The 24,719-nt window shown below is 37.4% G+C and carries 23 protein-coding genes; 15 read left to right on the forward strand and 8 right to left on the reverse strand.

Annotated elements, in window-relative coordinates; all coding sequences use genetic code 11:
- The first annotated feature begins 275 nt into the window (after nt 1-275).
- From CWD90_RS13465 to CWD90_RS13475, 3 genes are read left to right on the forward strand one after another with little or no spacing between them, the layout of a single operon-like run.
- Entirely contained in the window at nt 276-605 is a 330-nt protein-coding gene (locus CWD90_RS13465) for a YtxH domain-containing protein (RefSeq protein WP_103476591.1), read from the forward strand.
- A gap of 11 nt (nt 606-616) precedes the next feature.
- Nucleotides 617-961 carry a phage holin family protein gene (locus tag CWD90_RS13470; protein ID WP_103476592.1) on the forward strand — a complete coding sequence of 115 codons (345 nt, stop codon included), beginning with the start codon at nt 617-619 and terminating at the stop codon, nt 959-961.
- A gap of 6 nt (nt 962-967) precedes the next feature.
- Nucleotides 968-1,183, forward strand: a complete 216-nt coding sequence (locus CWD90_RS13475; protein ID WP_103476593.1) for a DUF6327 family protein — start codon at nt 968-970, stop codon at nt 1,181-1,183.
- Between the two features lie 87 nt (nt 1,184-1,270).
- Here the strand turns inward: CWD90_RS13475 and CWD90_RS13480 are convergent, their stop codons facing one another.
- Nucleotides 1,271-2,200: an SPFH domain-containing protein gene (locus CWD90_RS13480; protein ID WP_103476594.1), complete on the reverse strand. Its 930-nt coding sequence runs from the start codon at nt 2,198-2,200 to the stop codon at nt 1,271-1,273.
- 151 nt (nt 2,201-2,351) lie between these two features.
- Complete coding sequence (gene gltX, locus CWD90_RS13485) at nt 2,352-3,863, reverse strand: glutamate--tRNA ligase (protein ID WP_103476621.1); 1,512 nt, start codon at nt 3,861-3,863, stop codon at nt 2,352-2,354.
- Nucleotides 3,864-3,973: 110 nt separating this feature from the next.
- Between gltX and CWD90_RS13490 the strand changes: the two genes are divergently transcribed.
- The 5 genes from CWD90_RS13490 (at nt 3,974) to CWD90_RS13510 (ending at nt 11,914) form a co-directional block, all read left to right on the forward strand.
- Complete coding sequence (locus tag CWD90_RS13490; protein WP_103476622.1) at nt 3,974-7,411, forward strand: coiled-coil domain-containing protein; 3,438 nt, start codon at nt 3,974-3,976, stop codon at nt 7,409-7,411.
- Entirely contained in the window at nt 7,404-7,823 is a 420-nt protein-coding gene (gene ybeY, locus CWD90_RS13495; RefSeq protein WP_103476595.1) for an rRNA maturation RNase YbeY, read from the forward strand. Before CWD90_RS13490 ends, ybeY begins: the two co-directional genes overlap by 8 nt.
- Nucleotides 7,824-7,828: 5 nt before the next feature.
- Entirely contained in the window at nt 7,829-9,697 is a 1,869-nt protein-coding gene (gene mnmG / locus CWD90_RS13500; protein WP_103476596.1) for a tRNA uridine-5-carboxymethylaminomethyl(34) synthesis enzyme MnmG, read from the forward strand.
- Between the two features lie 585 nt (nt 9,698-10,282).
- Nucleotides 10,283-11,110 (forward strand): class I SAM-dependent methyltransferase, encoded by an 828-nt coding sequence (locus tag CWD90_RS13505; protein ID WP_103476597.1) that lies wholly within the window; start codon nt 10,283-10,285, stop codon nt 11,108-11,110.
- A gap of 297 nt (nt 11,111-11,407) precedes the next feature.
- The gene (locus CWD90_RS13510; protein WP_103476598.1) at nt 11,408-11,914 is read left to right on the forward strand and encodes an OmpH family outer membrane protein; all 507 of its coding nucleotides are present in this window, start codon (nt 11,408-11,410) and stop codon (nt 11,912-11,914) included.
- Between the two features lie 122 nt (nt 11,915-12,036).
- On the opposite strand, the gene CWD90_RS13515 is transcribed toward CWD90_RS13510, so the two are convergent.
- A complete protein-coding gene (locus CWD90_RS13515; RefSeq protein ID WP_103476599.1) occupies nt 12,037-13,197 on the reverse strand; it encodes an iron-containing alcohol dehydrogenase in 1,161 nt (386 codons plus the stop codon).
- A gap of 431 nt (nt 13,198-13,628) precedes the next feature.
- Between CWD90_RS13515 and CWD90_RS13520 the strand changes: the two genes are divergently transcribed.
- The 6 genes from CWD90_RS13520 to CWD90_RS13545 all read left to right on the forward strand — a co-directional run bounded on the left by CWD90_RS13520 (nt 13,629) and on the right by CWD90_RS13545 (nt 19,050).
- Nucleotides 13,629-14,327 carry a TIGR04282 family arsenosugar biosynthesis glycosyltransferase gene (locus CWD90_RS13520; RefSeq protein ID WP_157941226.1) on the forward strand — a complete coding sequence of 233 codons (699 nt, stop codon included), beginning with the start codon at nt 13,629-13,631 and terminating at the stop codon, nt 14,325-14,327.
- A gap of 170 nt (nt 14,328-14,497) precedes the next feature.
- Entirely contained in the window at nt 14,498-15,868 is a 1,371-nt protein-coding gene (locus tag CWD90_RS13525) for a sodium:solute symporter family transporter (protein ID WP_103476601.1), read from the forward strand.
- Nucleotides 15,853-16,707, forward strand: a complete 855-nt coding sequence (locus CWD90_RS13530) for a metallophosphoesterase family protein (protein WP_103476602.1) — start codon at nt 15,853-15,855, stop codon at nt 16,705-16,707. Before CWD90_RS13525 ends, CWD90_RS13530 begins: the two co-directional genes overlap by 16 nt.
- 7 nt (nt 16,708-16,714) lie before the next feature.
- Nucleotides 16,715-17,050: an arsenosugar biosynthesis-associated peroxidase-like protein gene (locus tag CWD90_RS13535; RefSeq protein WP_103476623.1), complete on the forward strand. Its 336-nt coding sequence runs from the start codon at nt 16,715-16,717 to the stop codon at nt 17,048-17,050.
- A gap of 131 nt (nt 17,051-17,181) precedes the next feature.
- On the forward strand, nt 17,182-18,237 hold the full coding sequence (gene arsS, locus CWD90_RS13540) for an arsenosugar biosynthesis radical SAM (seleno)protein ArsS (protein WP_103476603.1): 1,056 nt from the start codon (nt 17,182-17,184) through the stop codon (nt 18,235-18,237).
- A gap of 198 nt (nt 18,238-18,435) precedes the next feature.
- Complete coding sequence (locus tag CWD90_RS13545; RefSeq protein ID WP_103476604.1) at nt 18,436-19,050, forward strand: TetR/AcrR family transcriptional regulator; 615 nt, start codon at nt 18,436-18,438, stop codon at nt 19,048-19,050.
- A 100-nt stretch (nt 19,051-19,150) separates the two neighbouring features.
- On the opposite strand, the gene CWD90_RS13550 is transcribed toward CWD90_RS13545, so the two are convergent.
- The 3 genes from CWD90_RS13550 to CWD90_RS13560 form a co-directional block, all read right to left on the reverse strand.
- Nucleotides 19,151-20,266, reverse strand: coding sequence for a glycosyltransferase family 9 protein (locus CWD90_RS13550; RefSeq protein ID WP_317045730.1), 1,116 nt, complete (start codon nt 20,264-20,266; stop codon nt 19,151-19,153).
- Nucleotides 20,267-20,311: 45 nt separating this feature from the next.
- Nucleotides 20,312-20,914 (reverse strand): DUF4254 domain-containing protein, encoded by a 603-nt coding sequence (locus CWD90_RS13555; RefSeq protein ID WP_103476605.1) that lies wholly within the window; start codon nt 20,912-20,914, stop codon nt 20,312-20,314.
- Nucleotides 20,915-21,080: 166 nt separating this feature from the next.
- The gene (locus CWD90_RS13560; protein WP_103476606.1) at nt 21,081-22,019 is read right to left on the reverse strand and encodes a hypothetical protein; all 939 of its coding nucleotides are present in this window, start codon (nt 22,017-22,019) and stop codon (nt 21,081-21,083) included.
- A gap of 39 nt (nt 22,020-22,058) precedes the next feature.
- Between CWD90_RS13560 and CWD90_RS13565 the strand changes: the two genes are divergently transcribed.
- Entirely contained in the window at nt 22,059-22,280 is a 222-nt protein-coding gene (locus CWD90_RS13565) for a DUF6341 family protein (protein ID WP_103476625.1), read from the forward strand.
- A gap of 129 nt (nt 22,281-22,409) precedes the next feature.
- On the opposite strand, the gene purD is transcribed toward CWD90_RS13565, so the two are convergent.
- Both purD and CWD90_RS13575 read right to left on the reverse strand, forming a co-directional pair.
- On the reverse strand, nt 22,410-23,681 hold the full coding sequence (gene purD / locus CWD90_RS13570; RefSeq protein ID WP_103476607.1) for a phosphoribosylamine--glycine ligase: 1,272 nt from the start codon (nt 23,679-23,681) through the stop codon (nt 22,410-22,412).
- Nucleotides 23,682-23,728: 47 nt separating this feature from the next.
- Nucleotides 23,729-24,706, reverse strand: coding sequence for a UDP-glucuronic acid decarboxylase family protein (locus CWD90_RS13575; RefSeq protein ID WP_103476608.1), 978 nt, complete (start codon nt 24,704-24,706; stop codon nt 23,729-23,731).
- Nucleotides 24,707-24,719 lie beyond the last annotated feature (13 nt).

Raw genomic sequence — 24,719 nt, forward strand, 5'->3', positions numbered from 1 at the left:
TAGATCGGGTTTTTGATGAAAATTTGTCAAACATAGTGGTTTAGGTTAAAAGTTTGTTGGATAGTGGCAAACCATAATTCCCCTTGCTTTTAATTTTGTACTCATAACAACTGCTTCATATTTTAAAATGAATTTGTTCCAGTATATAATTTGGAACTTCAATAATTTCCATGAGCGGCCAGGACTTTTTATTTAACTGGATATTAACAGGGAATGGTTTTAATTGGATGTAAATTAATTGGAAATAGGAAGTATTAACATTAAATTCAATAATTATGACAAATGACAGTGGAAATACTTTGTTGGCTTTGCTAACAGGTGCTGCAATTGGTGCCGGAATAGGAATTTTATATGCTCCTGATAAGGGAACCAAGACCAGGAAAAGGATTAAGAAAAAAGCGATGGAAACAACGGATGACCTCACTAGTAGGATATCCCATGCTAAAGAGGAGTTGACAAAAACGGCTGAGGCCAAAAAAGTTGACTTTGATCAAAAATTGGAAGAAACTATTTCTAATATGAGCTATAAGGCTGACGATATAATTTCTGCGTTGGAGAAAAAGTTGAGCGACCTAAAAGTAAAGAACGCACAACTACAGAAGTAAAATAAAGATAAATGGCTTTAGAGGATATTAAGGAAAGTTTTACCGAAATTGATAATGATGTTAGGTCGTATATAGAAAATACTGGTGAGTATTATAAGCTTCAAGTGTTTAAAATTACAATGCGGAGCCTAACCTCATTTGCCAAGGTACTGATGGTGGGAAGCATAGCTTTACTAGCTTTGTTTATGTTATCTTTTGCAGCGGCATATGGCATTGGCATTTGGTTGGAAAATACTTTCTTGGGATTTATGTTTGTAGGGTTGTTTTACGTAGTTGTTGGAACAATTTGTTTTTTATACAGGGATAAATTGGATAAGCCTATGTTAAAGAAGTTTTCTGAATATTATTTTGATTAACTAGTTATGGAAATACCTTCATTTAATTCTTTTGATGAAATAGATCAAAGATTGAGAATTCTTAAATTACAGAAACAGATTGATAAGGAGCAGTTAAAAGTGCACTTTAATAATGCAAAGACTAGTTTATATCCTACCAATTTATTGGGAGGATTTGCAGGGATAACCAAAAAATTGCTTATTTCTTTTGTAGCTAATAAGATTATTAAGAAACTTAGTTAGTTTCGTTCTTAATCGTAAAGCAAAAACCTTTTACCCTTGTTCAACACAAGTAGTAAAAGGTTTTTGCTTTTTTAGGGACCTTGTAATTTATTTAGTGTCTTTCTTTTTATTTTGCGTTTTCATATTTTCTCCTATTATATTACTTGCAGTAAAAGAGGCCACCATGTTGTTCAACATATCGCTTCCGGCCTGTGGTGAGTTTGGCAACAATATTAAATTGCTGTTGGTAGCTTCGCCTATAGATTGTAGTGTATCATAATGCTGCGTAACAACGATTAACGCTGATGCCTCTTGTGAATTAATACCTACTTTATTTAATACTTCTACTGATTCTTCCAGTCCCCGGGCAATCTCCCTTCGTTGATCGGCAATTCCTTGTCCCTGGAGCCTTTTACTTTCTGCTTCTGCTTTTGCTTTCTCTACAATTAATATACGTGCTGCGTCACCTTCAAACTGTGCAGCAATTTTTTCCCTTTCAGAAGCATTTATACGGTTCATAGCTTCTTTAACTTGTCCATCCGGATCAATATCCGTTACTAAGGTTTTTATGATATCATACCCGTAATCCAGCATCGCATCTTGTAGCTCGGTTTTAACGGCAATCGCGATATCGTCTTTTTTTACAAAAACATCATCCAGTTTCATTTTTGGAACTTCTGCACGTACCACATCAAATACATAGGAAGTAATTTGATCATGGGGATACTCTAATTGATAAAATGCTTCGTACACTTTGTTCTTTAGCACTACGTACTGTACAGATATTTTAAGCTTTACAAAAACATCGTCCAAGGTTTTGGTTTCCACAATAACATCCAATTGTTGAATTTTAAGCCCTACACGGGCCACAATTTTATCAACAAGGGGAATTTTCATTCCTAAACCTGAAGTGCGGACACTATTAAATTTCCCAAAGCGCTCGATTATAACGGCGGTTTGTTGTTTGACAGTAAAGAATGAAGAAAAAAGAATAATAAAACCGAAAAGAAGTAGCGGAATAAGTAAAAATGAACCCATGATTTAGTGTTTAAAATTAGTGAATGAATTTACAAAAGACTTTGCAGATAAGTCGCTTTTTGTTGCATGATGTTACAATTCAAATGTCATTTGGCATATAAACCTCTTCTTTATTTGCCGCTAAATCTCATATTATTGTTTAAGTCTTGGTTTACAGAACTGAAATAGCCGTTTTAACTCTTTCCAAACAATCTTTTTTGCCAATTAGGGCCATTATATCAAATATATGAGGTCCTTTCATCTCGCCGACAATAACTAAGCGTAATGGGGGCATAACTTTTCCAAAGGATAGCTCATTCTCTGTAATCCATCCCTTCACTTGATTTTCAAGATTTTCAGAGGAAAAATCATCGATGCCTTCAATAAACGTTAACAATTTGGACATTATGGCAGCACTGTCTTCTTTCCATTGCTTCTTAACCGCTTTATCATCGTAGGTTACCGGCGCAGTAAAGAAATAATTCCCTAATTCCCAAAAATCGTTTACAAATGTAGCCCGTTCCTTTATTAAGGATACAACTTCTACAACATAGTTGGCATTATCCTTGCCTTGTGGTAAATTAATTGCTTTGGTTTTCAGGTTCAACAAAAATGCATTTGCCAGTTCGGAATTGTCCGTGGTCTGCATATAGTGTTGATTGTACCATTTAGTTTTGTCTGGGTCAAATCGTGCTCCTGATTTGTTTACCCTTTCCAAACTGAAGGCGGCTACTAATTCATCAAGAGAAAATATTTCTTGTTCTGTACCTGGGTTCCAGCCAAGCATTGCCAAGAAATTGGTAACAGCTTCTGGAAAATATCCTTCTTCGCGGTATCCAACGGAATCATCCCATGTAAGTGGAAAAACAGGAAAGCCCATTTTTGCGCCATCACGTTTACTTAACTTGCCTTTTCCAACTGGTTTCATGATTAGCGGTAAATGTCCAAATTGCGGAGTTTCCCATCCAAATGCGTCATATAGTTGTTGGTGAAGGGCTAATGATGGTAGCCATTCTTCACCCCTTATTACATGACTTATTTGCATTAAATGGTCATCAACTATATTGGCTAGATGATAGGTTGGCATTCCATCGCTCTTAAATAACACCTTGTCGTCAAGGGTATTGGTATCTATTTTTATGTCGCCCCTTATGATATCGTGGAGATGTAATTCTTCATCTTGTGGAGTTTTGAATCGGATAACATACTCCTCTCCAGCCTCAAGTTTGGCCTGTGTTTCATTTGCAGTTAATGATAGGGAGTTTGATAGTTTTAAACGATTGTGGTAATTGTAAATAAATGTCTTGCCTCTTTCCTCATGGTCCTTTCTATGAGAATCTAGTGCTTCACTAGTGTCAAAAGCATAATAGGCATGACCGCTGGTAATTAGGGTGTCTGCATATTTTTTATATAGATCTTTTCTTTCACTTTGGCGGTATGGACCAAATCCAGCCTCTTTTCCAGGACCTTCATCGAAAGGGATATTACACCAGTTAAGAGCATCTATTATGTATTGTTCTGCACCCTGAACATAACGGTTTTGATCGGTGTCCTCAATTCTCAATATGAAATCGCCGTTGTTCTTTTTGGCGAATAAATAATTGAATAGAGCAGTACGAACACCACCAATATGTAATGGCCCTGTAGGGCTAGGAGCAAAACGAACGCGTACTTTTTTGGACATTGTATTAATTTTTTCCCAAAGATACATAAAGCGTTCTATTTGGTTAAGTGGTTTTTGTAGTACAGTGTCTATTTGGCTTTTTTGTATCTTGGTTCTAAATATGATTGACTTTGGATAATTATAAAAATATATTAGGTAAGCTTAATTCCTTTATTGCCAAGTTCTATACCAAGATGCTGCTTAAAGGGCTACTTCTTTTTTTGACGTTTGGTGTGCTTTTCTTTTTTTTCGTTTTAGGTGTAGAGTATTATTTGTGGTTGAGTTCTACTGGACGGTTGATTCTCTTTCTTTTCTTTATATTGACAGAAATGTATTTGTTGTGGAAGTTTATTATTATTCCTGTATCCTTTTTATTTAAATGGAAAAGGGGATTAAGTAATAAAGAGGCTTCTTTACTGATTGGGAAGTATTTCCCAGAGGTTGATGATAAGCTTTACAATTTGTTGGAATTGGCAGAAAGTGATTCTAAATCAGAATTGTTATTGGCTAGTATCCAGCAACGATCCACTGGTTTGGGTACTGTTCCTTTTGTTAAGGCTATTAACTTTAAGGATAATATTAGGTATGTGAAATATTTATTTATCCCAGTTGGTATATTTATTTTGATATGGGTTTCAGGAGATATAGTTTCATACTTCAGTTCATATAAAAGGGTCATTAATTATGACTTGGCTTATGAACCGCCGGCGCCTTTTAGTTTTAGATTGGTTACTACAGATCTAAATGTATTGGACAAGAATTCTATAACTTTAATGGTGACTACCGAAGGGCCTATTAAGCCAGAAGCCGTGTCTATAGTGGTGGGTGATAGGGATTTTCTTTTGCAGTTTAGGGATGGTTTTTATCAATATGTTTTTTCTCCACCCTTGCGTAGTACTCCTTTTTATTTTGAAGCAAATGGGGTTAGGTCAAGAGAGTATTTCTTAAATGTTCTTGATACTCCTTCAATTGTTGATTTTAATATGGTTTTGGATTATCCTGACTATACAAATAGAGATAATGAAGTTATTAGGAGTACTGGAAATGCAGTTTTTCCAGAAGGTACAGAAGTATTGTGGAGTATTAATGCAATGGCAACTGAGGATGTTATTTTCCATTCTAGGAATAGTTTTGAATTGTTTATTAAGACTGAGGATAGTTTTACGCTCTCTAAAAGAATTTTTGCAGATGTGGATTATGAATTGGCTACATCCAATAGTAATATAAAGGATTATGAGAGGTTAGGGTATCTTTTTACTGTGATTAGGGATGCTTACCCTAGTTTGCGCGTTAATCAGGTATTGGATTCCTTAAATCCAAATGTGTCTTATTACGTTGGGGAGGCTACTGATGACTACCAATTAAGTACGGTTAGATTGGTCTATTATATGAAAGGGGAGGAAGACAGGAAGGTTTTAGTGTTGTCCAGTCCTAATTTGAATTATGATAAATTTTATTACACTTTTCCTTCTGGGTTAAATTTGGTGGAAGGTATAACTTATGATTTTTATTTTGAGGTTGTGGATAATGATGCCATTCACAAGGGTAAAATAACTAAGAGTCAGGTATTTAGCTCTACCTTGCTAGATGATAACATGTTGAAAAACAGGGAGTTAAGTTTTCAAAAGTCCATTTTGAGTAATTTTGATAAGTCCTTGGAGAAATCTAAAGATCAACAGCTGACCTTAAAGGAATTAACCAGGGAACAAAAAGAGAATAGTAGTTTAAGTTTTTCTGATCAGAATAGGATTAAGGATTTTTTGAAACAGCAGCAGCAGCAAGAGGAATTAATGAAGAAGTTCAATGGTCAACTAAAGGAAAATCTTAAAAAGACGGATGACGATAGTAAGTTGAATAAATTGCTCCAAGAGCGGATTGAACGGCAGGAGCTAGAGGCCAAAAAGAATGAGCAATTGTTGGATGAATTGAATAGAATAGCGGAGAAATTGGACAAGGAGGATCTGGCTAGGCGCTTAGAGGAGTTGGGTAAGAGGCAGAAGAATGGGGATCGTAATTTAGAACAGCTTTTAGAGCTTACCAAACGGTATTATATTCAACAGAAATCGGAACAGCTAGCAACCGAATTAAATAAATTGGCCAAAGAACAAGAATCATTGGTAAATATTGATTTAGATAGTTTGAAAGATGATCAGGAGAAATTAGGTTCCAAATTCGATAATATTTCAAAGGAATTGGATGAATTGAAAAAGGATAATGCTAGTCTTATAAAACCGATGGAGTTAGAAGTGGATCAGAATAAGGTGGAAGATGTAAAGGCGGAACAAAAGGATGCTTTGGAGGAGATTGGCAAACAGCTTAAATCCGAAAATCCGTCTCAAAACGATAGAAAACTCTCCGACAAAGGTAAATCCAAGCAAAAGTCAGCTTCTAAAAAGATGAAAGAACTCGCTGAAGATTTGATGCGGTCCAGTTCTGTAGCAGGAGGTGGTACCTCTGAAGCTGAAGATGCAGAGATGTTGCGACAATTGTTGGATAATCTAATAACCTTTTCTTTTAAACAAGAGAGTTTGTACTATAGTTTGGGTAAATCAGGGATGTCTAGTATGATCAATTCTGGTGCCATTAAGAAACAACAGGAATTAAGGGAATTATTTAAGCATGTGGATGACAGTTTGTTTGCTTTATCCCTAAGGCAGGCGGAGATGACAGAGTTTGTAAATGAACAGATAGGTGAGGTGTATTATAATTTGGATAAGGCTTTGGAAAGTATGGCTGAGAGTGAGATGTATCAAGGGGCTTCCTATCAGAAGTATGTTTTGAATTCTTCTAATAGTCTTTCGGACTTTTTGGCCAATGTTTTGGAAAATATGCAGCAGAATATGAGTATGGGCTCGGGTAAAGGAAAAGGGGAATCATTTCAATTACCGGATATTATTATGGGTCAAGAAAAATTGGGCGAGAAGTTGGGAGAGATGGGTAAGAAGGGGTCTAAGGGAAAAAGCCCTGGTGAGGGCAAGGAAGGTGAGGGAAGTGGAGAGAAGCAGGGAAAGGACGGTAGTAGTGGTAAGGAGGGTGATGGTCAGGGAGGTAAAGATGGCAAGGAAAAGGGCTCGGGAGGGTCTAAAGGGAAAGAAGGTGGAATTGGTGGTGAAGGAGGTCCTGGTGCTAAGCAGGGAGGGCCTAGTGAGGAAGAGTTAAGTGAGATTTATGAAATTTATAAGGAACAACAAGCTTTGCGAGAAGAGTTAGAGAAGCAATTGATGGATCTAATTAATAATGATGATCGGAGGATAGGAGAAAAATTGGTCAAACAGATGGAAGATTTTCAAAATGATTTATTACGAAATGGTGTTACTGAGCAAAGCCTTAATAAGATGAATAATATTAACCGTGAACTGCTGAAATTGGAAAATGCTGCTCTTAAGCAGGGGAAGTCAGAGAAAAGGGAGAGCAATAGAGGCAATGATGCGTTTCAAAACCCAATACTTACTAAACCCTCAATATTAGATAATTATCGTAATGAGGTTGAGATTTTAAACAGACAAGCATTACCTTTGCTGCAGAATTTTCAAATTAAGGTTAAAGAATATTTTGGAGGAGATGATTGATTTTCACTACGAAACTGATTTTAGTATTGAGGAGGAAACTAAGTTTACCGATTGGATTAGTAGGCTAGTTAGTTCTGAAAATTGCGATCATACGCAATTGGATTTTATTTTTTGTGATGATGAGTATCTATTAAAGATTAATCAAGACTATCTAAATCATGATACCTACACCGATATTATTACTTTTCCTTATGAGGATTTAAATGGACTCGCCGGAGATATTTTTATTTCTGTTCAACGTGTCGGGGAGAATGCGGTAGATTATGGTGTTGATTTTGATACTGAATTAAAGCGGGTAATGGCTCATGGGGTGTTACACCTTATGGGATATGGTGATAAAAGTGAAAAAGAGACCTTGTTGATGAGGTCTAAGGAGGATGAAAAAATTAAATTGTTCCACGTGGAACATTAGAAATTATGTTTGAAAAGGAATATGATGTTATCGTAGTTGGTGCTGGTCATGCTGGTGCCGAAGCTGCAGCTGCAGCGGCCAATCTCGGGTCTAAAACTCTTTTGGTTACAATGAACCTACAGACTATTGGACAAATGTCCTGTAATCCTGCTATGGGTGGAATTGCAAAGGGGCAGATTGTCCGCGAGATTGATGCATTGGGAGGATATAGTGGTATTGTAAGTGATAAAAGCGCCATCCAATTTAAGATGCTTAATAAAAGTAAAGGCCCTGCCATGTGGAGCCCTAGGACGCAAAATGATAGAATGCGTTTTGCGGAAGAATGGAGAATGGCCTTGGAAAATACACCTAATGTGGATTTTTATCAGGAAATGGTTTCTGGACTTTTGGTGGAGAATGGGCGTGCTGTAGGAGTAAAGACATCCTTGGGAATAGACATTAGATCTAGGTCTGTGGTGCTTACTAATGGTACTTTTTTAAACGGATTAATTCATATAGGAGACAAACAATTTGGTGGGGGTAGAGCAGGTGAAAAAGCTGCAACCGGAATTACCGAACAATTGGTGGGCTTAGGTTTTGAAAGCGGAAGAATGAAGACGGGAACACCACCTAGGGTGGATGGACGTTCATTGGATTATGCTGTTATGATTCCTCAACCTGGGGATGTGATTCCTGAAAAGTTTTCCTATTCGGACACAAAGGCGCTTGTTAAACAGCGGGATTGCCATATGACCCATACGAGCCTTTTGGTACATGACTTGCTTCGGGAGGGTTTTGATCGTTCTCCCATGTTTAATGGCAGGATTAAAAGCTTGGGGCCAAGATACTGCCCGTCTATTGAGGATAAGATAAATCGTTTTGCGGATAAGGATAGTCATCAGCTTTTTGTTGAACCTGAAGGCTGGAATACCGTAGAGGTTTATGTTAATGGGTTTTCTACTTCTTTGCCGGAAGATGTACAATTTAAGGCATTAAGATCTGTTAGGGGATTTGAGAAAGTGAAGTTTTTTAGACCTGGTTATGCTATAGAATATGATTATTTTCCACCTACACAGTTGAAGCATACGTTAGAGACTAAGCTAATTGATAACTTGTATTTTGCAGGTCAAATCAATGGAACAACAGGTTATGAAGAGGCTGCTTCCCAAGGTTTAATGGCAGGGATAAATGCTCATTTAAAAATCAATGAAAAGGATCCTTTTATTCTTAATAGAGATGAAGCTTACATTGGGGTATTGGTAGATGATCTTATCACAAAGGGTACGGAAGAGCCATATCGTATGTTTACTTCTAGGGCAGAATATAGGACCTTATTACGTCAGGACAATGCGGATTTAAGACTTACACCGAGAAGTTTTAAAATGGGTTTGGCTTCAGAGGAGAGGCTTGTTAAGATGGAGGAGAAGGAGCGTAAATCTAATGCCTTTATCGAATTTTTTAGAGAAACTAGTTTTAAGCCTGAAGAGATTAATCCTATTTTAGTTGGTTTGGATTCTTCGACTGTAAAGCAACCGGATAAGATGTTTAAGGTATTTTCTAGGCCTAAAGTGACTATGGATCATATGTTGCAATTGGAAGGTGTTTCTGAGTTTGTTTCCGATAATAATTTGAATCGGGAGGTTATGGAGCAAGCTGAAATTCAAGTTAAATATTCTGGTTATATCGCCAAGGAAAAGAACAATGCAGATAAATTGCAACGTTTGGAAAATATAAAAATTCCAAACGGATTTGATTATAGTAAGCTTAAGTCTCTTTCTTATGAAGCCCGAGAGAAGCTTAAGGCTATTCAGCCAGTCACAATCTCACAGGCCTCTAGAATTAGTGGTGTTTCGCCAAGCGACATTAGTGTTTTACTGGTCTATATGGGCCGGTAATTTTATGATCGACTTATATGTTCCACGTGGAACATTAATTAACTGAACGTGATCTTAACGTTGTTTAAGCTGTTATAATATAATTTTCTTGTAAGGATGTTTGCTCTAATTGATGAGTAAACATCCTTTTTTTGTGGCTTAGTTTTTGAGGCCAAATATTAAATGGAGAGGTTGACGGTAATCGAATATTAAAGGAATTTTTGAGTATAATTGGCAGGCTAAAATCTTTAGCTCCGTACGTTTATGATCAAACACATTCATAGTAAAATCGATAGTCAAGAGAATTGAATGCGGTTGGATTATTTGATTGTTTTGTGTTCTGTTGAATCATAAAATGGGCATGCACAGCGAGGTCTGGAAATAGATAGATTTATTTCCGGAATAGGCATTATATCTTCTTGTTAAATTAATAGTGCTTGTAGTTTTAATAATGTAATAAAGTGTAGTTGGCTTATGGGGGTTTATTTTTCATAGTGGGGTAGGGATAGTATAGTTGACAATGTTATTTGATATTCACTTTCAAGAACTGCGGTTTTAAAGTATCTTCGTTGCTTCGTGTATTTATATTTATCAGCGTTTTATACCATGAAGCTTTATTTAGAGACAAAAGATTACACCCTTACTGGAGAGTCGTTTCAATTGTTGCACGATCCTGTTTTAGATATGTTGGTGACCAAACCACAACCTGAGGATCTGTGGAGGTATTATGAAAGTGAAAATTATATTTCTCATACCGATGCCAAGAAATCTTTTGTGGATAAGATTTATCATATTGTAAAAGGATATAATCTAAAAAGTAAACTCGCCCTTATTGACACCTATGTCTCTGGAGACAAAACACTGTTGGATGTGGGAGCAGGTACTGGTGATTTTTTAGCTGTAGCAAAAAAGCAGGGTTGGGAAATTTATGGGGTTGAACCTAGCGAATTGGCAAAACGTAAAGCCGCAGAAAAAGACATTGAACTTTATGGAGATTTGGATTCACTTCCGCAGAGAAAGTTTGAGGTTATAACGCTCTGGCATGTTTTGGAACATTTGCCGGATCTTGATAAACAGATCTCCAGCTTGGTAGGACTCCTATCGGATTCAGGAACTCTTATTGTTGCTGTTCCTAACTTTAAATCCTACGATGCCAACTATTATAAAAATTATTGGGCTGCATATGATGTGCCCAGACATCTTTGGCATTTTTCCAGAAATAGTGTTCGGAGCATTTTTGCTGGACATGGAATGAAAGTTATAAAGACGAAGCCTATGATTTTTGATGCCTTTTATGTCTCCCTTCTTTCTGAAAGATATAAGAGCGGTAAGCATAATTTTGTAAAGGCTTTTTGGTCGGGTTTAAAGTCAAATATGTTGGCTTATAAGTCCAAAGAGTATTCTTCCTTGATTTACATCATTAAAAGAGGCTAATACGTGTTTTAAGCGGTTTTACGGCTGTTTTACTGCGTGAGTCATATATGGGCATTTCTCGCGGAAGAAAGATGTGAACAGGCTTTATTTAGCATTCATTTACCATAGAGTATAAGTATTGAAAATATTTTTAGTATAGATTTTATTGATGATTGTTGAAGGCTAGATGTGTTGCCCTTCCATGGAAAAAGACAAAATGGGCTGGACTAAATTCTTGGGTTCTAATTTTTGACAAAAATTTTTGACTTATTCTAAAAAACCTTTTCTATTTTTGCCCAAATTTAAATTAAAGAGAAAATGAAAAAATTAGTTTTGGCGCTGGTATTTATCGGAACAATATCTTGCCAACAAGAAAAGATAGCTTTTGTCGATAATGTGAAGTTGATGGATACCTATCAGGAGAAAATTGATATTGAAGCTAAGTTTAAGACAAGAACGGAAACTTTCGGAAAAAAGAGGGATAGTGTTTCCCAAGCTTTTCAAATTGAGGCACAAGCTTTCCAGGCTAAGGCTCAAAAAATGGCTCAAACCAAAGCGCAAGAGGAGTATGCTCAATTACAACAACGTAGTCAGTTCATAGGCCAACAGTTGCAACAGGAAGAGCAGCAATTGCAGATGGAAGGTCAAACAGAGATGGATAGCTTGGTGTCTAAAGTAAAAAATGAAATCAAGGCATACGGGGAATCAAATGGATACTCTTTTATTTTAACTGGTGGTGACGGGGGTAGCGTTCTTTATGGGACCGAAACCCATAATGTGACCGATGCTATCGTTAAAATTTTGAACGAGAGCTACAAGAAGTAAGACATGAATGGAACATCTTCCTTGAAGATGTATTATAAAAAAAACCTTCGAAATTTACTTCGAAGGTTTTTTTTATACTATTTGGAATGCTGATATTCCAAATTAACGGTCTTTCCTCTGTCTTAATAGGCCATCTCTACAATTTTTTCTACGTCGTTGGGCGATAGTGATTTATGTTCACCTAGGCCCAACCAACCCCTATCCTTAAACCTATTGGAAATAATCTTTGCGCTTCCATCAAATTTTTCCGTATAATCGGATAGTTTGGTTTTTATGCCCAATTCATGAAAAAAGACCTCTGTCCTTTCAATTCCTAAATTAGCTTTTTCCTCCAAAGTTCCTTCGGTAATATTCCATATGCGTTCAGCATATTGGGCCAATTTTTCCTTCTTGCTATTAAAATTATATCTATAATGACTAGGAGCAACCACGGCCAAAGTTCTTGCGTGATCTATGCCATAAAGCGCGGTTAATTCATGTCCAATGGCATGTACTGCCCAATCTGTAGGTACACCTAAGGGCAGTAGACCATTTAGTGCCATGGTACAGCTCCACATAAAGTTGGAGGCCGCCGTATAATCGGTAGGATCCTTAATAATTTGGGGCGCCACTTCGATCAAGGTCTGTAAAACACTCTCGGCGAGTCGATCTTGTAAGGAGGCTCCTATGGGATAAGTCATGTATTGTTCCAATACATGCGTAAAGGCATCTGCTATGCCATTTACCAACTGTCGCTCTGGAAGGGAAGCAATTACCTGGGGATCAAGTACAGAAAATATGGGGAACAATCCAGGTCCGCCCATTGCCAATTTTTCCTGGGTTTCAGATCTCGTAATTACCGCTCCTGAATTCATTTCAGAACCTGTTGCGGGTAAGGTCAGTACTGTTCCAAAAGGCAGGCCTTTTAAAGTGGGTTTATTTTGTGTTAAAAGATTCCATGGTGTGTCGCCTTGGTATAGTGCAGCAGCAGATAAGAACTTTGTTCCGTCTATTACAGAACCACCGCCAACGGCCAACATAAAAGTTATGTTCTCGGATTTTATTAGTTGCAATGCCTCTAATAAAATTTCATATTCCGGATTTGCCGGAATACCACCAAATTCAATTACCTCAAAATTTTGCAAGGCTTTTTTTACTTGATCGTAAATGCCATTCTTTTTAATGCTTCCTCCTCCATATAACATTAATATTTTAGCATTAGCAGGAATCTCTTGAGTCAAATTTTCTATTTGTCCTTTACCGAACAATATTTTGGTCGGATTTTTATATTGGAAATTATTCATATTTATAAAGTATTGAGTTGAACACATATTTAATACAGTGCAAAGATATTGAAAAATGAATGTTCATTCACTTTTAGAGTGACTTTAACAAAACAATGTGAATTCAATCCATGCGCTGTCAGCATAACCCCGTTTACGGATGGTTTCGTTTAAAATGTTTAATGAAATTTAATTTAGTTTTCAACCGGGGAGTCGGTCATCCACTCCTTAATAATAATAAAACAACGGAGTTGTCCCCCCTATCGTTTTATTTGGTCATTATATCCTTGTTCTTTTCTTTACCTATCTATATTCTCAAAGGATTACCAACCAATTAGTATAATTTTGAAAAAATCCCTGTTCCTAACTTCACAATTGCTGTAATGAATTTGCCAAGACATCGACCAAGTGTTTGGTATTTTTTATCGTATGTTTATGCAACATCCTTAGTAATGATCGAACCCTTAAAAATGAATGGAACCGCGATTCTGGTGTTTGCCAATTCCTCTAAAGAAGAATTGAAGCACAAGACAATCGCTAATGGGGAAATTTTGTTTAACGGCCTTACCAAACACACCATAACAACAGTTAGTAAAACCGGGCTTCCCTATTTTCATTTTACAGAGAATGAACAGGAAGGAAGTGGCTTTGGGGAGCGGTTTGTGAATGCCATTGCCGCCATATTCGAGAAGGGCTTTGAAAGGGTAATTACTATTGGAAATGATACCCCACAACTAAAGGTATCCGATATCTTACGGGCCGATCGGGTTCTTGGTCAGAATAAGTTTGTTCTTGGACCATCTACCGACGGCGGATTTTACCTAATGGGTCTTAATAAATCCCATTTAAATTCCAAATTACTTTTGGCCCTACCTTGGCAGACAAGTATATTGGCAAAAAGTATCACTGGTCTTTTTGAATCGAAAAAAATTAAAGTCGAATTCTTGCGAAGATTATTTGATTTGGATAAGCCATCCGACCTTAGAAAGGTTCTTTTGGTTTATAATTCTATTCCACCTCACATATTTCAACTTATTATTGAACAGCTTGCCTTATTTTTCACACGCTTTTGGCACTACATTATTTCCTCCTATTTTTTCATTAAAAGTGAATATTTCAATAAGGGATCCCCACATTTGACCTCCATTTAATTTCATAAAGAAGTAGTGGTATTCACCATTACAAAATCAATCTTAACATCAATTATTTTTTTTGGGAGCTGAAGCAACCAATGGGAATAGCATTAATAGTGCTGTCTGTTGGGATCACCCTTGGTAATCCCTAATAATAGTAATCTACATTGTTTGTATAAAACCTATTAATGACGATCAATATAAATTTAAATACTGCTCTTTTTGGGGTTGAAGGTCTACAATGGGCCCTTATCATTTTGTCCAGTATGCTGTTCTTTATATTGTCTCCCAAAGCCATAAATACCAAACAATTTTTCAAGGCCTTACAAGGTAAAAGGGCACCCAATGCCTTTATCCTTATGGGTAGTTTGGTAATTTCCTGGATCTTTGCCAAAAGTATAACCAATGCGGCCAATTTGGGATTGGAATTTGGGATAATGGGAGGAGTTGCCTACGCGGCATATTATGTTTCTTTTGTGGTAGCGGGTATAATCATTTATAAAATGCGGACTGTTGGGAAATTTAATAGTATCCATCATTTTTTAACTTCGAGGTTTGGAAAGGGTGCCGTAGCTCTTTTCTCCATCTTAATAGCTATTAGACTTTTTAACGAAGTTTGGAGCAATACCATGGTAATAGGCTCTTATTTTGGGGAAGCGGGATCTTCTGCTTACTATTGGTCCATTTTGGTTTTTACGGCACTAACACTGGCGTATGCCCTAAAGGGCGGTCTAAGTAGCTCTATTTTTACAGATACAATTCAGATGGCTCTTTTTTCCATTTTACTGACGGTAGTGCTCTGGAATATCTTTGCAGTAGATACACATTTTACCCTTGAAAAAGTGGCGACAACTGGAGTTTGGTCCATGGAAATGGGCGGAAACCTACTGTTGGCCGCGTTATTACAATCCATGAGTTACCCTTTTCATGACCCAGTACTTACAGATAGGGGATTTATTAGCAGTCCAAAGGTGACCCTAAAAAGTTTTTTGTGGGCCGGGGTAATAGGAGCTTTGTGTATTGTACTGTTCAGTGTTATTGGCGTATATGCCCAATTGGGGGGGATGACAGGACAGGCTGCGGTAGAGGTAGGAAAGGCATTTGGGGTTGTAATATTATTGGTGATCAATTTCATTATGATTACTTCCGCAGCTTCCACTTTGGATTCTACATTTTCTTCTTTTTCTAAATTGTTGTCCATAGACCTGAAAATGGGGAATACTTTAAAATTTGGCCGTTTATCCATGGCCCTTATAGCCATTTTAGGGACTGTCCCTGTTTTTTTTGATGCAGAAATTTTATCGGCTACCACCATTAGCGGTACAATGGTTATTGGACTGACACCAGTTTTTGTCTTTTGGAATGTGGATACTCCCAAAAGCAGTTTTTATTTAAGTGTTTTTTGTGGAATTATATTTGGATTTTTATTGATTTTTGAAGTTTTCCCTAGGGGTTTAATTTTTACCGAGGGGAAATATGCAGACCTTCTTTGGATTAATTTCTGGGGAATTATGGCCTGTGTACTTTTATATTTTATACCGAAATGGATAAGAAAATAACACAACTGGGAAATATAAGCGGCAAATTACTGCTTTTTGGAGGAGTGTACAGTAATTTACAGGCTTTGGAGCAGCTAGTACAGCTTTCGAAAGAGATGGGCATACCTTCAGAAAACTGTATTTGTACTGGAGATATTATTGGTTATTGCGCACAACCTGAGGAAACTATACAGTTATTTCGCAATTGGGGAGCAAGGAGTATTATGGGCAATGTAGAACAGCAGTTGTTTAAAGGGGAAGAAGATTGTGGTTGTGATTTTGCACCTGGAAGCAGCTGTGATGGATTTTCTAAAAGATGGTACCCATTCGCCCAAAGGGAATTGTCCAAGGAATCCATCACTTGGATGGGCCAACTCCCAGAACACTTAAGTTTTGAAATGACAAACAGGAAGGTTATGGTAGTGCATGGTTCCTATAATCATATATCCGATTTTATTTTTAGATCTACACCGGAAAGTTTAAAAAAGGCAAGTTTTTCTACCTCAAAAAGTGATGTTATTGTTGCGGGTCATTGCGGTCTTCCGTTTCATCAGAAGATTCAGGAAAAAATTTGGTTGAATCCGGGAGTTGTCGGAATGCCTGCAAATGAGGGTTTGTCCCGTGTGTGGTACTTAATTTTAGAGGATGAAGGGGAAATATTGAAATACGCCCATCATCATTTTGAATATGATTACATTTCGGCCCATAATTGTATGATAAAAAATGGGCTTCCGAGGGGGTATGCAGATAGTTTAATTTCGGGCCTTTGGGACAATATGGAAATTCTTCCTTTGGAAGAAAGGGAGCTAAGGGGAACCCCTTATGATTTTGATAGAAAAAAATATAATCAATTTAAATAACAGAAAAATGGCAGATTCTTATTATGACCCGGCGGATTTACGGAAGTTTGGAAAAATTACTGAATGGAGCGAAGAACTTGGAACCAAGTTCTTTGATTACTATGGAAAAGTATTTGAGGAAGGCGCATTAAGTGCCAGGGAAAAATCCCTGATCGCCTTGGCAGTGGCACATGTGGTGAAGTGTCCCTATTGTATAGATGCATACACAAAAGATGGTTTGCAAAAAGGGATAACTAAGGAAGAGATGATGGAAGCGATACATGCCGGTGCGGCTATTGAAAGTGGAGCCACCTTAGTCCATGGAGTTCAAATGATGAATAAATACAACAAGCTATCCATGTAATAAATATGGCAATCTCAATTATTCCTAAGACTTATGGTCTATTATGGGTTTTAAGAAAGTAACGGGCAAAAACGCCCATCTTTTTGTAATCTTTCATTGATATTGCGTACTAATAACTGAATACGACAATAATGGCAACAAAATCTTTAAAGGCAAGGCAGGAGCCCCTTGTTATGGACAATAAACAAATGGAAATCCTTAATGGCGGGATATTTGAAGATGGGGAATTACCCTATTTTAAAGATAAATTGACCCAGATAGGGCAGTTTCCATTGCGTCCAAGAAAATTGGAAATTCTACAGATCAATGTGGGTTATATGTGTAACCAGGTTTGTGAACACTGTCATGTAGATGCTGGCCCGGACCGGAAGGAGATCATGACCAGGGAAACAATGGAACAATGTTTGGAGGTCATTCGTGAAACAGGGGCCCACACCTTAGATTTAACGGGAGGTGCGCCTGAGATGAACCCGGATTTTAGATGGTTTGTGGAGGAGGCGGCCAAGGCAGGGATACAGGACTTTATAGTTCGCTCTAATCTTACCATCATAAGGGCCAATAAAAAATATTATGACCTTCCCCAATTTTTTAAGAAACATAATATTCATGTGATTTCTTCTATGCCACATTACACCCGGGGGAAAACAGATAAGCAGCGGGGGGAAGGAGTATTCGACCTGTCTATAAAAGCACTTCAAGAATTAAATGAGGTGGGCTATGGTATGCCGGACAGTTCCCTGAGATTAGATCTCGTCTATAATCCGTCCGGGGCCTTTTTGCCAGGAGATCAAAATGCGCTTGAGCGCGATTTTAAAAAGGCACTTTTAGAAGATTTTGAGATTAACTTTCACAACCTTTTTGCCATTACAAACCTCCCAATAGCTCGCTTTTTGGATTATTTAATAGCATCTGGGAATTATGAAGATTATATGTATTCCCTAGTGGAGGCATACAACCCTTCTGCTGTGGCCAATGTAATGTGCACCAATACCATTTCAATTAGCTGGGATGGGTGGCTTTACGATTGCGATTTTAACCAAATGTTGGGGTTAAAGGTGGCCAGCAAAATTAAACACATAAAGGATTACAATGAAGATATCCTTAATGATAGAGACATTATGATTTCGCAACATTGTTATGGTTGTACTGCAGGGGCGGGGAGCAGCTGTCAAGGTTCTGTTATTTAAGATTTATATTGTTTTTGACCTTAATAGACTATTTAAGACTGACCATACGGTTTGCTATTGTTAAAAATTTGGTTTAGAAATGTTTTTTTTCTGTATTTCATCGATTTAAACTTAATTTCAGCTTCATTTTTTAAATAAATAGCCAAAAATTGAGTTAGGGTAACGGACTTAAGGGTCTGTTTATAGAAACCAAATCTTATGGACAAACAATTGAAGCGCATGGCTACCATGCAACGCATGCAGATAACGGGCTTAGATATTTTTTACCAAAAAGGCTATCATAACACCAGCATTGACGATATTTTAAAGGAACTCTCCCTTTCTAAGGGTGCCTTTTACTACCATTTTCAATCCAAGGAGGAATTCTTTATTAGTATTGTGCAGAACCTTCTATTCCGAAAGGTCTATAGTAACCTAATAGAACCTATTGAGGGCGAAGAAGATCCATTAAACAAGATTTTGGTCTGTTTTGATAGTGCGTTGGAAACGGCAGAGCACAACTTTCTGGATTACGGATTCGTTTTAAGTAATTTCATTACCGAATTTAATGGGAAGAATCCGGATATCATGAATTATCTTCAGGATATTTTAAAGGTATGGGAAGTTAATTTAGTGACTGCCCTACAGAAAGGAAAAACGGATGGGTATGTAAATAGGCACATAGATAGTGAAGGAGTAGCCACTTATCTAATTTCATCTTATATTGGCATACGTACCCTAATGGTCGAAGGTAATAGTAAAATGTTGCGTTATAAATATATTCAACAGCTTAAGCATTACTTTAAATTAATAGAGCACAGAGAGCCTGCTTAGTCAACTGGTTTTACTGGAATATTAGAGAAAGGACTACCACAATCATTGTTAATATAATGGGAAATTGCACCAGTTTTCTTAATAAGGTTCTTTTTTGATGTTATTTCTTCAGTGTTTCCTCGATTTTTAGAATGACATCTTTGGGGGAAATGGTTCGCATTGCATTTTCGTAACCAGGGGGGTACTTGTTTCCATAAACTGAAGTTGGGATTAAAGGATATTTATCCCTATCCGCCAACATTGCAAAATTGAAATTTTGTCCAAATGGATAGAATCCGGTATAAGGGTGTGTAACGCCCCATACCGTTATGGTAGGAATTCCGAACAAGGATGCTAAATGGGCATTACCGCTATCCATTGCCAGCATTAGGTCTAGTTGGGAAATTAAGGCCAGCTCCTCGTGGAAGGGTAGTTTGCCTACAATATTGATACAGTTACTGAATTTGGTTTCCCACTTTTCCAGTTGTTCCTGTTCCTTTTTTCCGCCACCAAAAAGTAATATTTGGGTTAGTGCGCTTTCATTTAATGAATCAACTACTTTTTCCATTAAATCCAAAGGATACATCTTGCCATCAAAAGCGGCAAATGGAGCTATACCTATCCATTTTTTTCCCTTGCCATCCACCAATTGCCTTGTGGAAGAAGTTATGGACCTTTTAGGAAGCTTGGTAGCTCTTGCCAAATCTATGGGCAATCCAAGTTTTTCAAAAACATCCGCATAACGTTGATGAGTAGTTTTAAGCTGGCGAAATACTTTTTTATTAAAAGAGGTAATAGCTTTTTTTTCTGTCCGACCCTTGTTTATCTGAACAAAGGGAATGGATTCCACCTTAAAATACATTTTTAAGAGGTTGCTGCGAAGTACGTTATGCAAGTCAGCTACCATATGTATGTTTAGGCCTTTTAGTTCCTTATACAGCTTCCAAAGGCCAATTACACCTTTGTGCTTGCCCTTTACATCGGCCTCGTAAATGCTTACATTTTCTAGGTCATGAAAAATGGGGTTAAAAAAACCTCTGGTCAGCACTGTAACTCTTATCCCTGGATGTTGTTGTACTAAAGCAGTCAGTACTGGAACCGTCATAGCCACATCGCCCATTGCGGATAAACGAATGACCAATAGGTGCTTTTTTTTGGTAGCCTCGGGCGGAGTTTTTTTAACGGTATCCCTTGCGTTCCTCTTTGGGTTTAGGGAAGTACTTTTCTCCTTTTCCATCTATTTATTGTTGAGTGGCTAAGTTAAGAATTTCATTATTTGAGGTCAGGGTGCTTTGCGAAGTACAGGATTAAGTTCATTGTCATTGTACATCTTCATTTGCTTGTAAACTTTCATGTATTTCTTGCCAGATTCTATATCTAATAATAGTTGATCTATAGCGGAACATAAATCTTTTTTCTGTTCCAATAAAATGTTAAGCTTAGTCCTGCATTTTTGAATATGATCTTTGGAGGCATCCTTTCGATCAACTTCTTCCTGCATATGGTAAATCTTCAAAGCCAAAATGGATAGGCGGTCTACAGCCCAAGCTGGACTTTCCGTATTAATAGTAGCATTCGAATTTTTTTCTACCGATTGGTATTTATTTAAAAAATAACTATCAATAAATTCTACCAAATCAGTTCTATCCTGGTTACTGGAGTCGATTTTTCGTTTAAGTTTAAGTGCTGCAACCGGTTCAATATTGGGATCTCTGATAATATCTTCATAATGCCATTGCACAGTGTCGATCCAATTTTTACGATATAACAGATGGGCAATTTCGTCCTTCGGATATGGATTGCTAAACGGCTGGGATACATCATCCGATAGATGATATTTTTCGATGCTTTCTTGAAATATTTTAAAGGCAAAATCACTGAACATATTGACAATATTTTAAGACAAAGATACCGTTTATTTAAAAACAGATTTTATTTGATGGCTATTTTGTTGATGGCCCACATTATGATCTTAAGGCGTAATAGAGGAAGCTTCATCGGTTTTATTCAGACTAGATATGAGACCTTGGTTTCCAGAAGAAACGAATATTCTATTTCATTAAAACATGGGTAATTAAGACAATAAAGGGAATAATTACGGATGCCATGAGTACTATTTCCCTGATACTCTCTTTCTTAATGGACTGGACATAGGTAGTAATAAAGACCACGGCAGGAAAGAACGTAATCAGAATAGGGTGGGTATCCTGGGAAGATTTTAGAACTTTAACCAACAATCCAATAAAGAATAAGATTAGGACCAATCGCATTGTCACCAATTTACCTACTCCAACATTTCCTAATTTTAGAAATGCCAAAAAGCCGCAGAGTAAAACGGTGGCTATGTACAGAAATAATAAAGTGCTATTGCTCCAATCATAAAAATAAACAGCATTGAACTTAAAATCAAAAAAATAATGATTCCATAAAAACTCCATATTGTTGCTCAAAGCTAGAACCGCAAGCATAATGAGGAACATAGCGATTATTGCGGCAAATGGGACCAACCAATTTTTTATGTTTTTTGGATCGTAAAAGTAAATGGCAATGATAACGGTTATAAGGTAGAGAATAGCCCAATCGTAAAACAAACTGGCTATCAATATCCAAAAGGTGGCATCAAAAATTTTTAGTTTAATATTTTTTAAAGACCGGAAACTTAGTATCCGACGTATGGAAAGCAATAAAAAAAAGCTACAAAGAATGGCGTTGGAATCTATTAGCACTTCAGGGAACAATACGATTAACAAGGTGTAAAATAGGATGGCCAAAGAATTACCACCAGTTATCTTATTTCTTAAGCTAATAAAATTAACCACAAAAATGCTAAAGGATAAAAACCCTAAAATCGCTGTTTGCCCTAATATTTGTTGAGGTGAATACGATTTTTGGAAGAGGAAAAAGTGGGTAAACCAATAAAAGAAAAATAGAAATACCAGAAGTATTATATAATTTATTGGTTTTGTTCTTCCAAAAATGCTTGAAATCATCCTAGGTTTTTATATTTTTGCATGGTAAATATAATTAAGATGGATTCATTTTTTTACGGTATCGCGGATTTATTTGTAAATGTACTTTTTGCTCCTTTTGATGCTTTACGTGGCATGGAGAATTGGTGGGGAGCAAATACATTGAATTGGATTTTTATGCTGATTGGTGCTACGGCCTTCATTTACTGGATGTTGCAGTTGAAAAAATACAACGATAGTGGTGAGGAAGACAAGGAAGTTAGTGCACACTCCTACTTATAATCAAGTATACGATATTGATTGGAATACTGCCTTATTTGGAATTAAAAAATCTATAATAAGAAAGGGATAGCAGTTGCTATCCCTTTCTGTTATGTACAAAGACTTGATTTTCTTAAGTAAAAGTGCTTTTTAAAGATCGAATCCAAGGTCTTTACGATAATACATCTTATCGAAATGTAATTTTTCAATGTTTTTATAGGATTCTTTTAGTGCCTCCTTGTAGTTGGAACCATAAGCCGTAACCGCCAAAACCCTGCCGCCATTGGTCAAGACCTTGCCATCCCTTAATTCGGTTCCGGCATGGAATACAACGGCATCTTCTATATTACCAAAACCAGTTATTTCAACACCTTTTTGATATGCCTCAGGATAGCCACCGGATACGGCCATAACAGTAGTAGCCGTGCGCTCATCAATTTCTAGGTCAATACTATCCAGGGTTTGGTTTGCCACAGCTTCAAAAATGGTTACCAAATCATTCTTTATCCTTGGTATTACCACTTCGGTCTCAGGATCACCCAAGCGAACGTTGTATTCAATTACTTTTGGTTCGTCCCCTACTTTAATAAGACCGATAAACACAAATCCCTTATATGGGAGATTATCCAATATAAAGCCTTCTACGGTGGGTTTCACGATTAAGTCGAGTACTTTGTTCATAAATACCTCATCTACGAAGGGAACAGGGGAAATGGCCCCCATACCACCAGTATTCAATCCGGTATCGCCTTCACCAATTCTTTTATAATCCTTTGCTGTAGGTAAGACCTTAAAACCTTTACCATCGGTAAGCACAAAACAGCTTAGTTCAATTCCGTCCAAAAATTCTTCAATGACCACAGTTGTACTTGCAGCTCCAAATTTGGAGTCGACCAACATCATTTTCAGTTCATCTTTGGCTTCCTGAAGATTGCTTATGATCAATACCCCTTTGCCAGCAGCCAGTCCGTCCGCTTTTAATACATATGGCGGTTTTAGGGTCTCTAAAAAAGCGTATCCCTTTTCCAAGGTTTCAGCTGTAAAACTTTCGTAAGCAGCGGTGGGAATGTTGTGCCGCATCATAAATTCTTTGGCAAATTGCTTGCTTCCTTCCAAGGTGGCCGCGGCCTTTTGAGGGCCAATTACTGGAATATTTTTTAAGGTGTCATCATTTAGAAAAAAATCGTGCACCCCATTAACCAAGGGATCTTCTGGGCCTACAATTACCATATCGATTTTTTCAGATAGCACACATTTTTTAATGGCCTCAAAATCATTTACCCCAATGGGTACATTTTTCGCTATGGCAGCGGTTCCCGCATTTCCGGGAGCCACAAAAAGATTTTTAAGTTTTGGACTTTGTGTTAATTTCCAAGCTAAGGTATGTTCGCGCCCTCCGGCACCAAGGATCAGGATATTCATTCTTAAAAAATTTCCCCAAAAATACGGTTTGAGGTGGAATTATCTATTTATTTGGGAGAGAAATCCCTGTGTTCTTTTTTCTGAAGTTCATCTGGGGAAAGGGATTTAAAATATTCATATACTTTTTTAAGTCCCTCGGCCCGATGAACTTTAGGTTCCCAGCCCAAAATTTCCTTAGCCCTACTAATATCAGGTTCACGCTGCATAGGATCGTCCTGTGGCAAAGGTTGGTATATTACTTTCTGGTCAGTGCCAGTTAGTTTAATGATTTCTTCAGCAAACTCCTTGATTGTTGTTTCATGGGGGTTACCAATATTTACAGGATCAGTATAGTCGCTCATCAATAAACGGTAAATCCCTTCTACTTGATCATCTATATAACAAAAAGACCGGGTTTGTGAGCCATCGCCAAAAACCGTAAGGTCCTCTCCCCTCAATGCCTGTCCCATAAAAGCAGGAACAACCCTACCATCGTTCAATCGCATTCTGGAACCATAGGTGTTAAATATTCGGACAATCCTAGTATCCAAACCGTGGTGACGATGGTAGGCCATGGTAATGGACTCCATAAAGCGCTTGGCCTCATCGTATACGCCACGTGGTCCTACGGGACTTACGTTGCCATAATAATCCTCATTTTGTGGATGTACCAAGGGGTCTCCGTATACCTCTGAAGTGGATGCTACCAATATCCTGGCATTTTTTTCCTTTGCCAGACCCAATAGGTTTAAAGTACCTAAAGAACCGACCTTTAGGGTTTCAATAGGAATCTTTAAGTAATCTATGGGACTTGCTGGCGAGGCAAAATGTAAAATATAATCCAGTTTACCTGGAATATGCACAAATTTGGAAACATCGTGGTGTTGGAACTCAAATTGTTCCAAAGGGAAAAGATGTTCAATGTTCTTTAGATCACCAGTTATGAGGTTATCCATAGCAATGACATAATAACCTTCCTTTATAAAACGATCGCATAAATGCGATCCCAAAAATCCGGCTGCACCGGTGATAAGTACTTTTTTCATTTGTTATTCAATT

The sequence above is a fragment of the Arenibacter catalasegens genome (assembly GCF_002909235.1).
GTDB lineage: Bacteria > Bacteroidota > Bacteroidia > Flavobacteriales > Flavobacteriaceae > Arenibacter > Arenibacter catalasegens.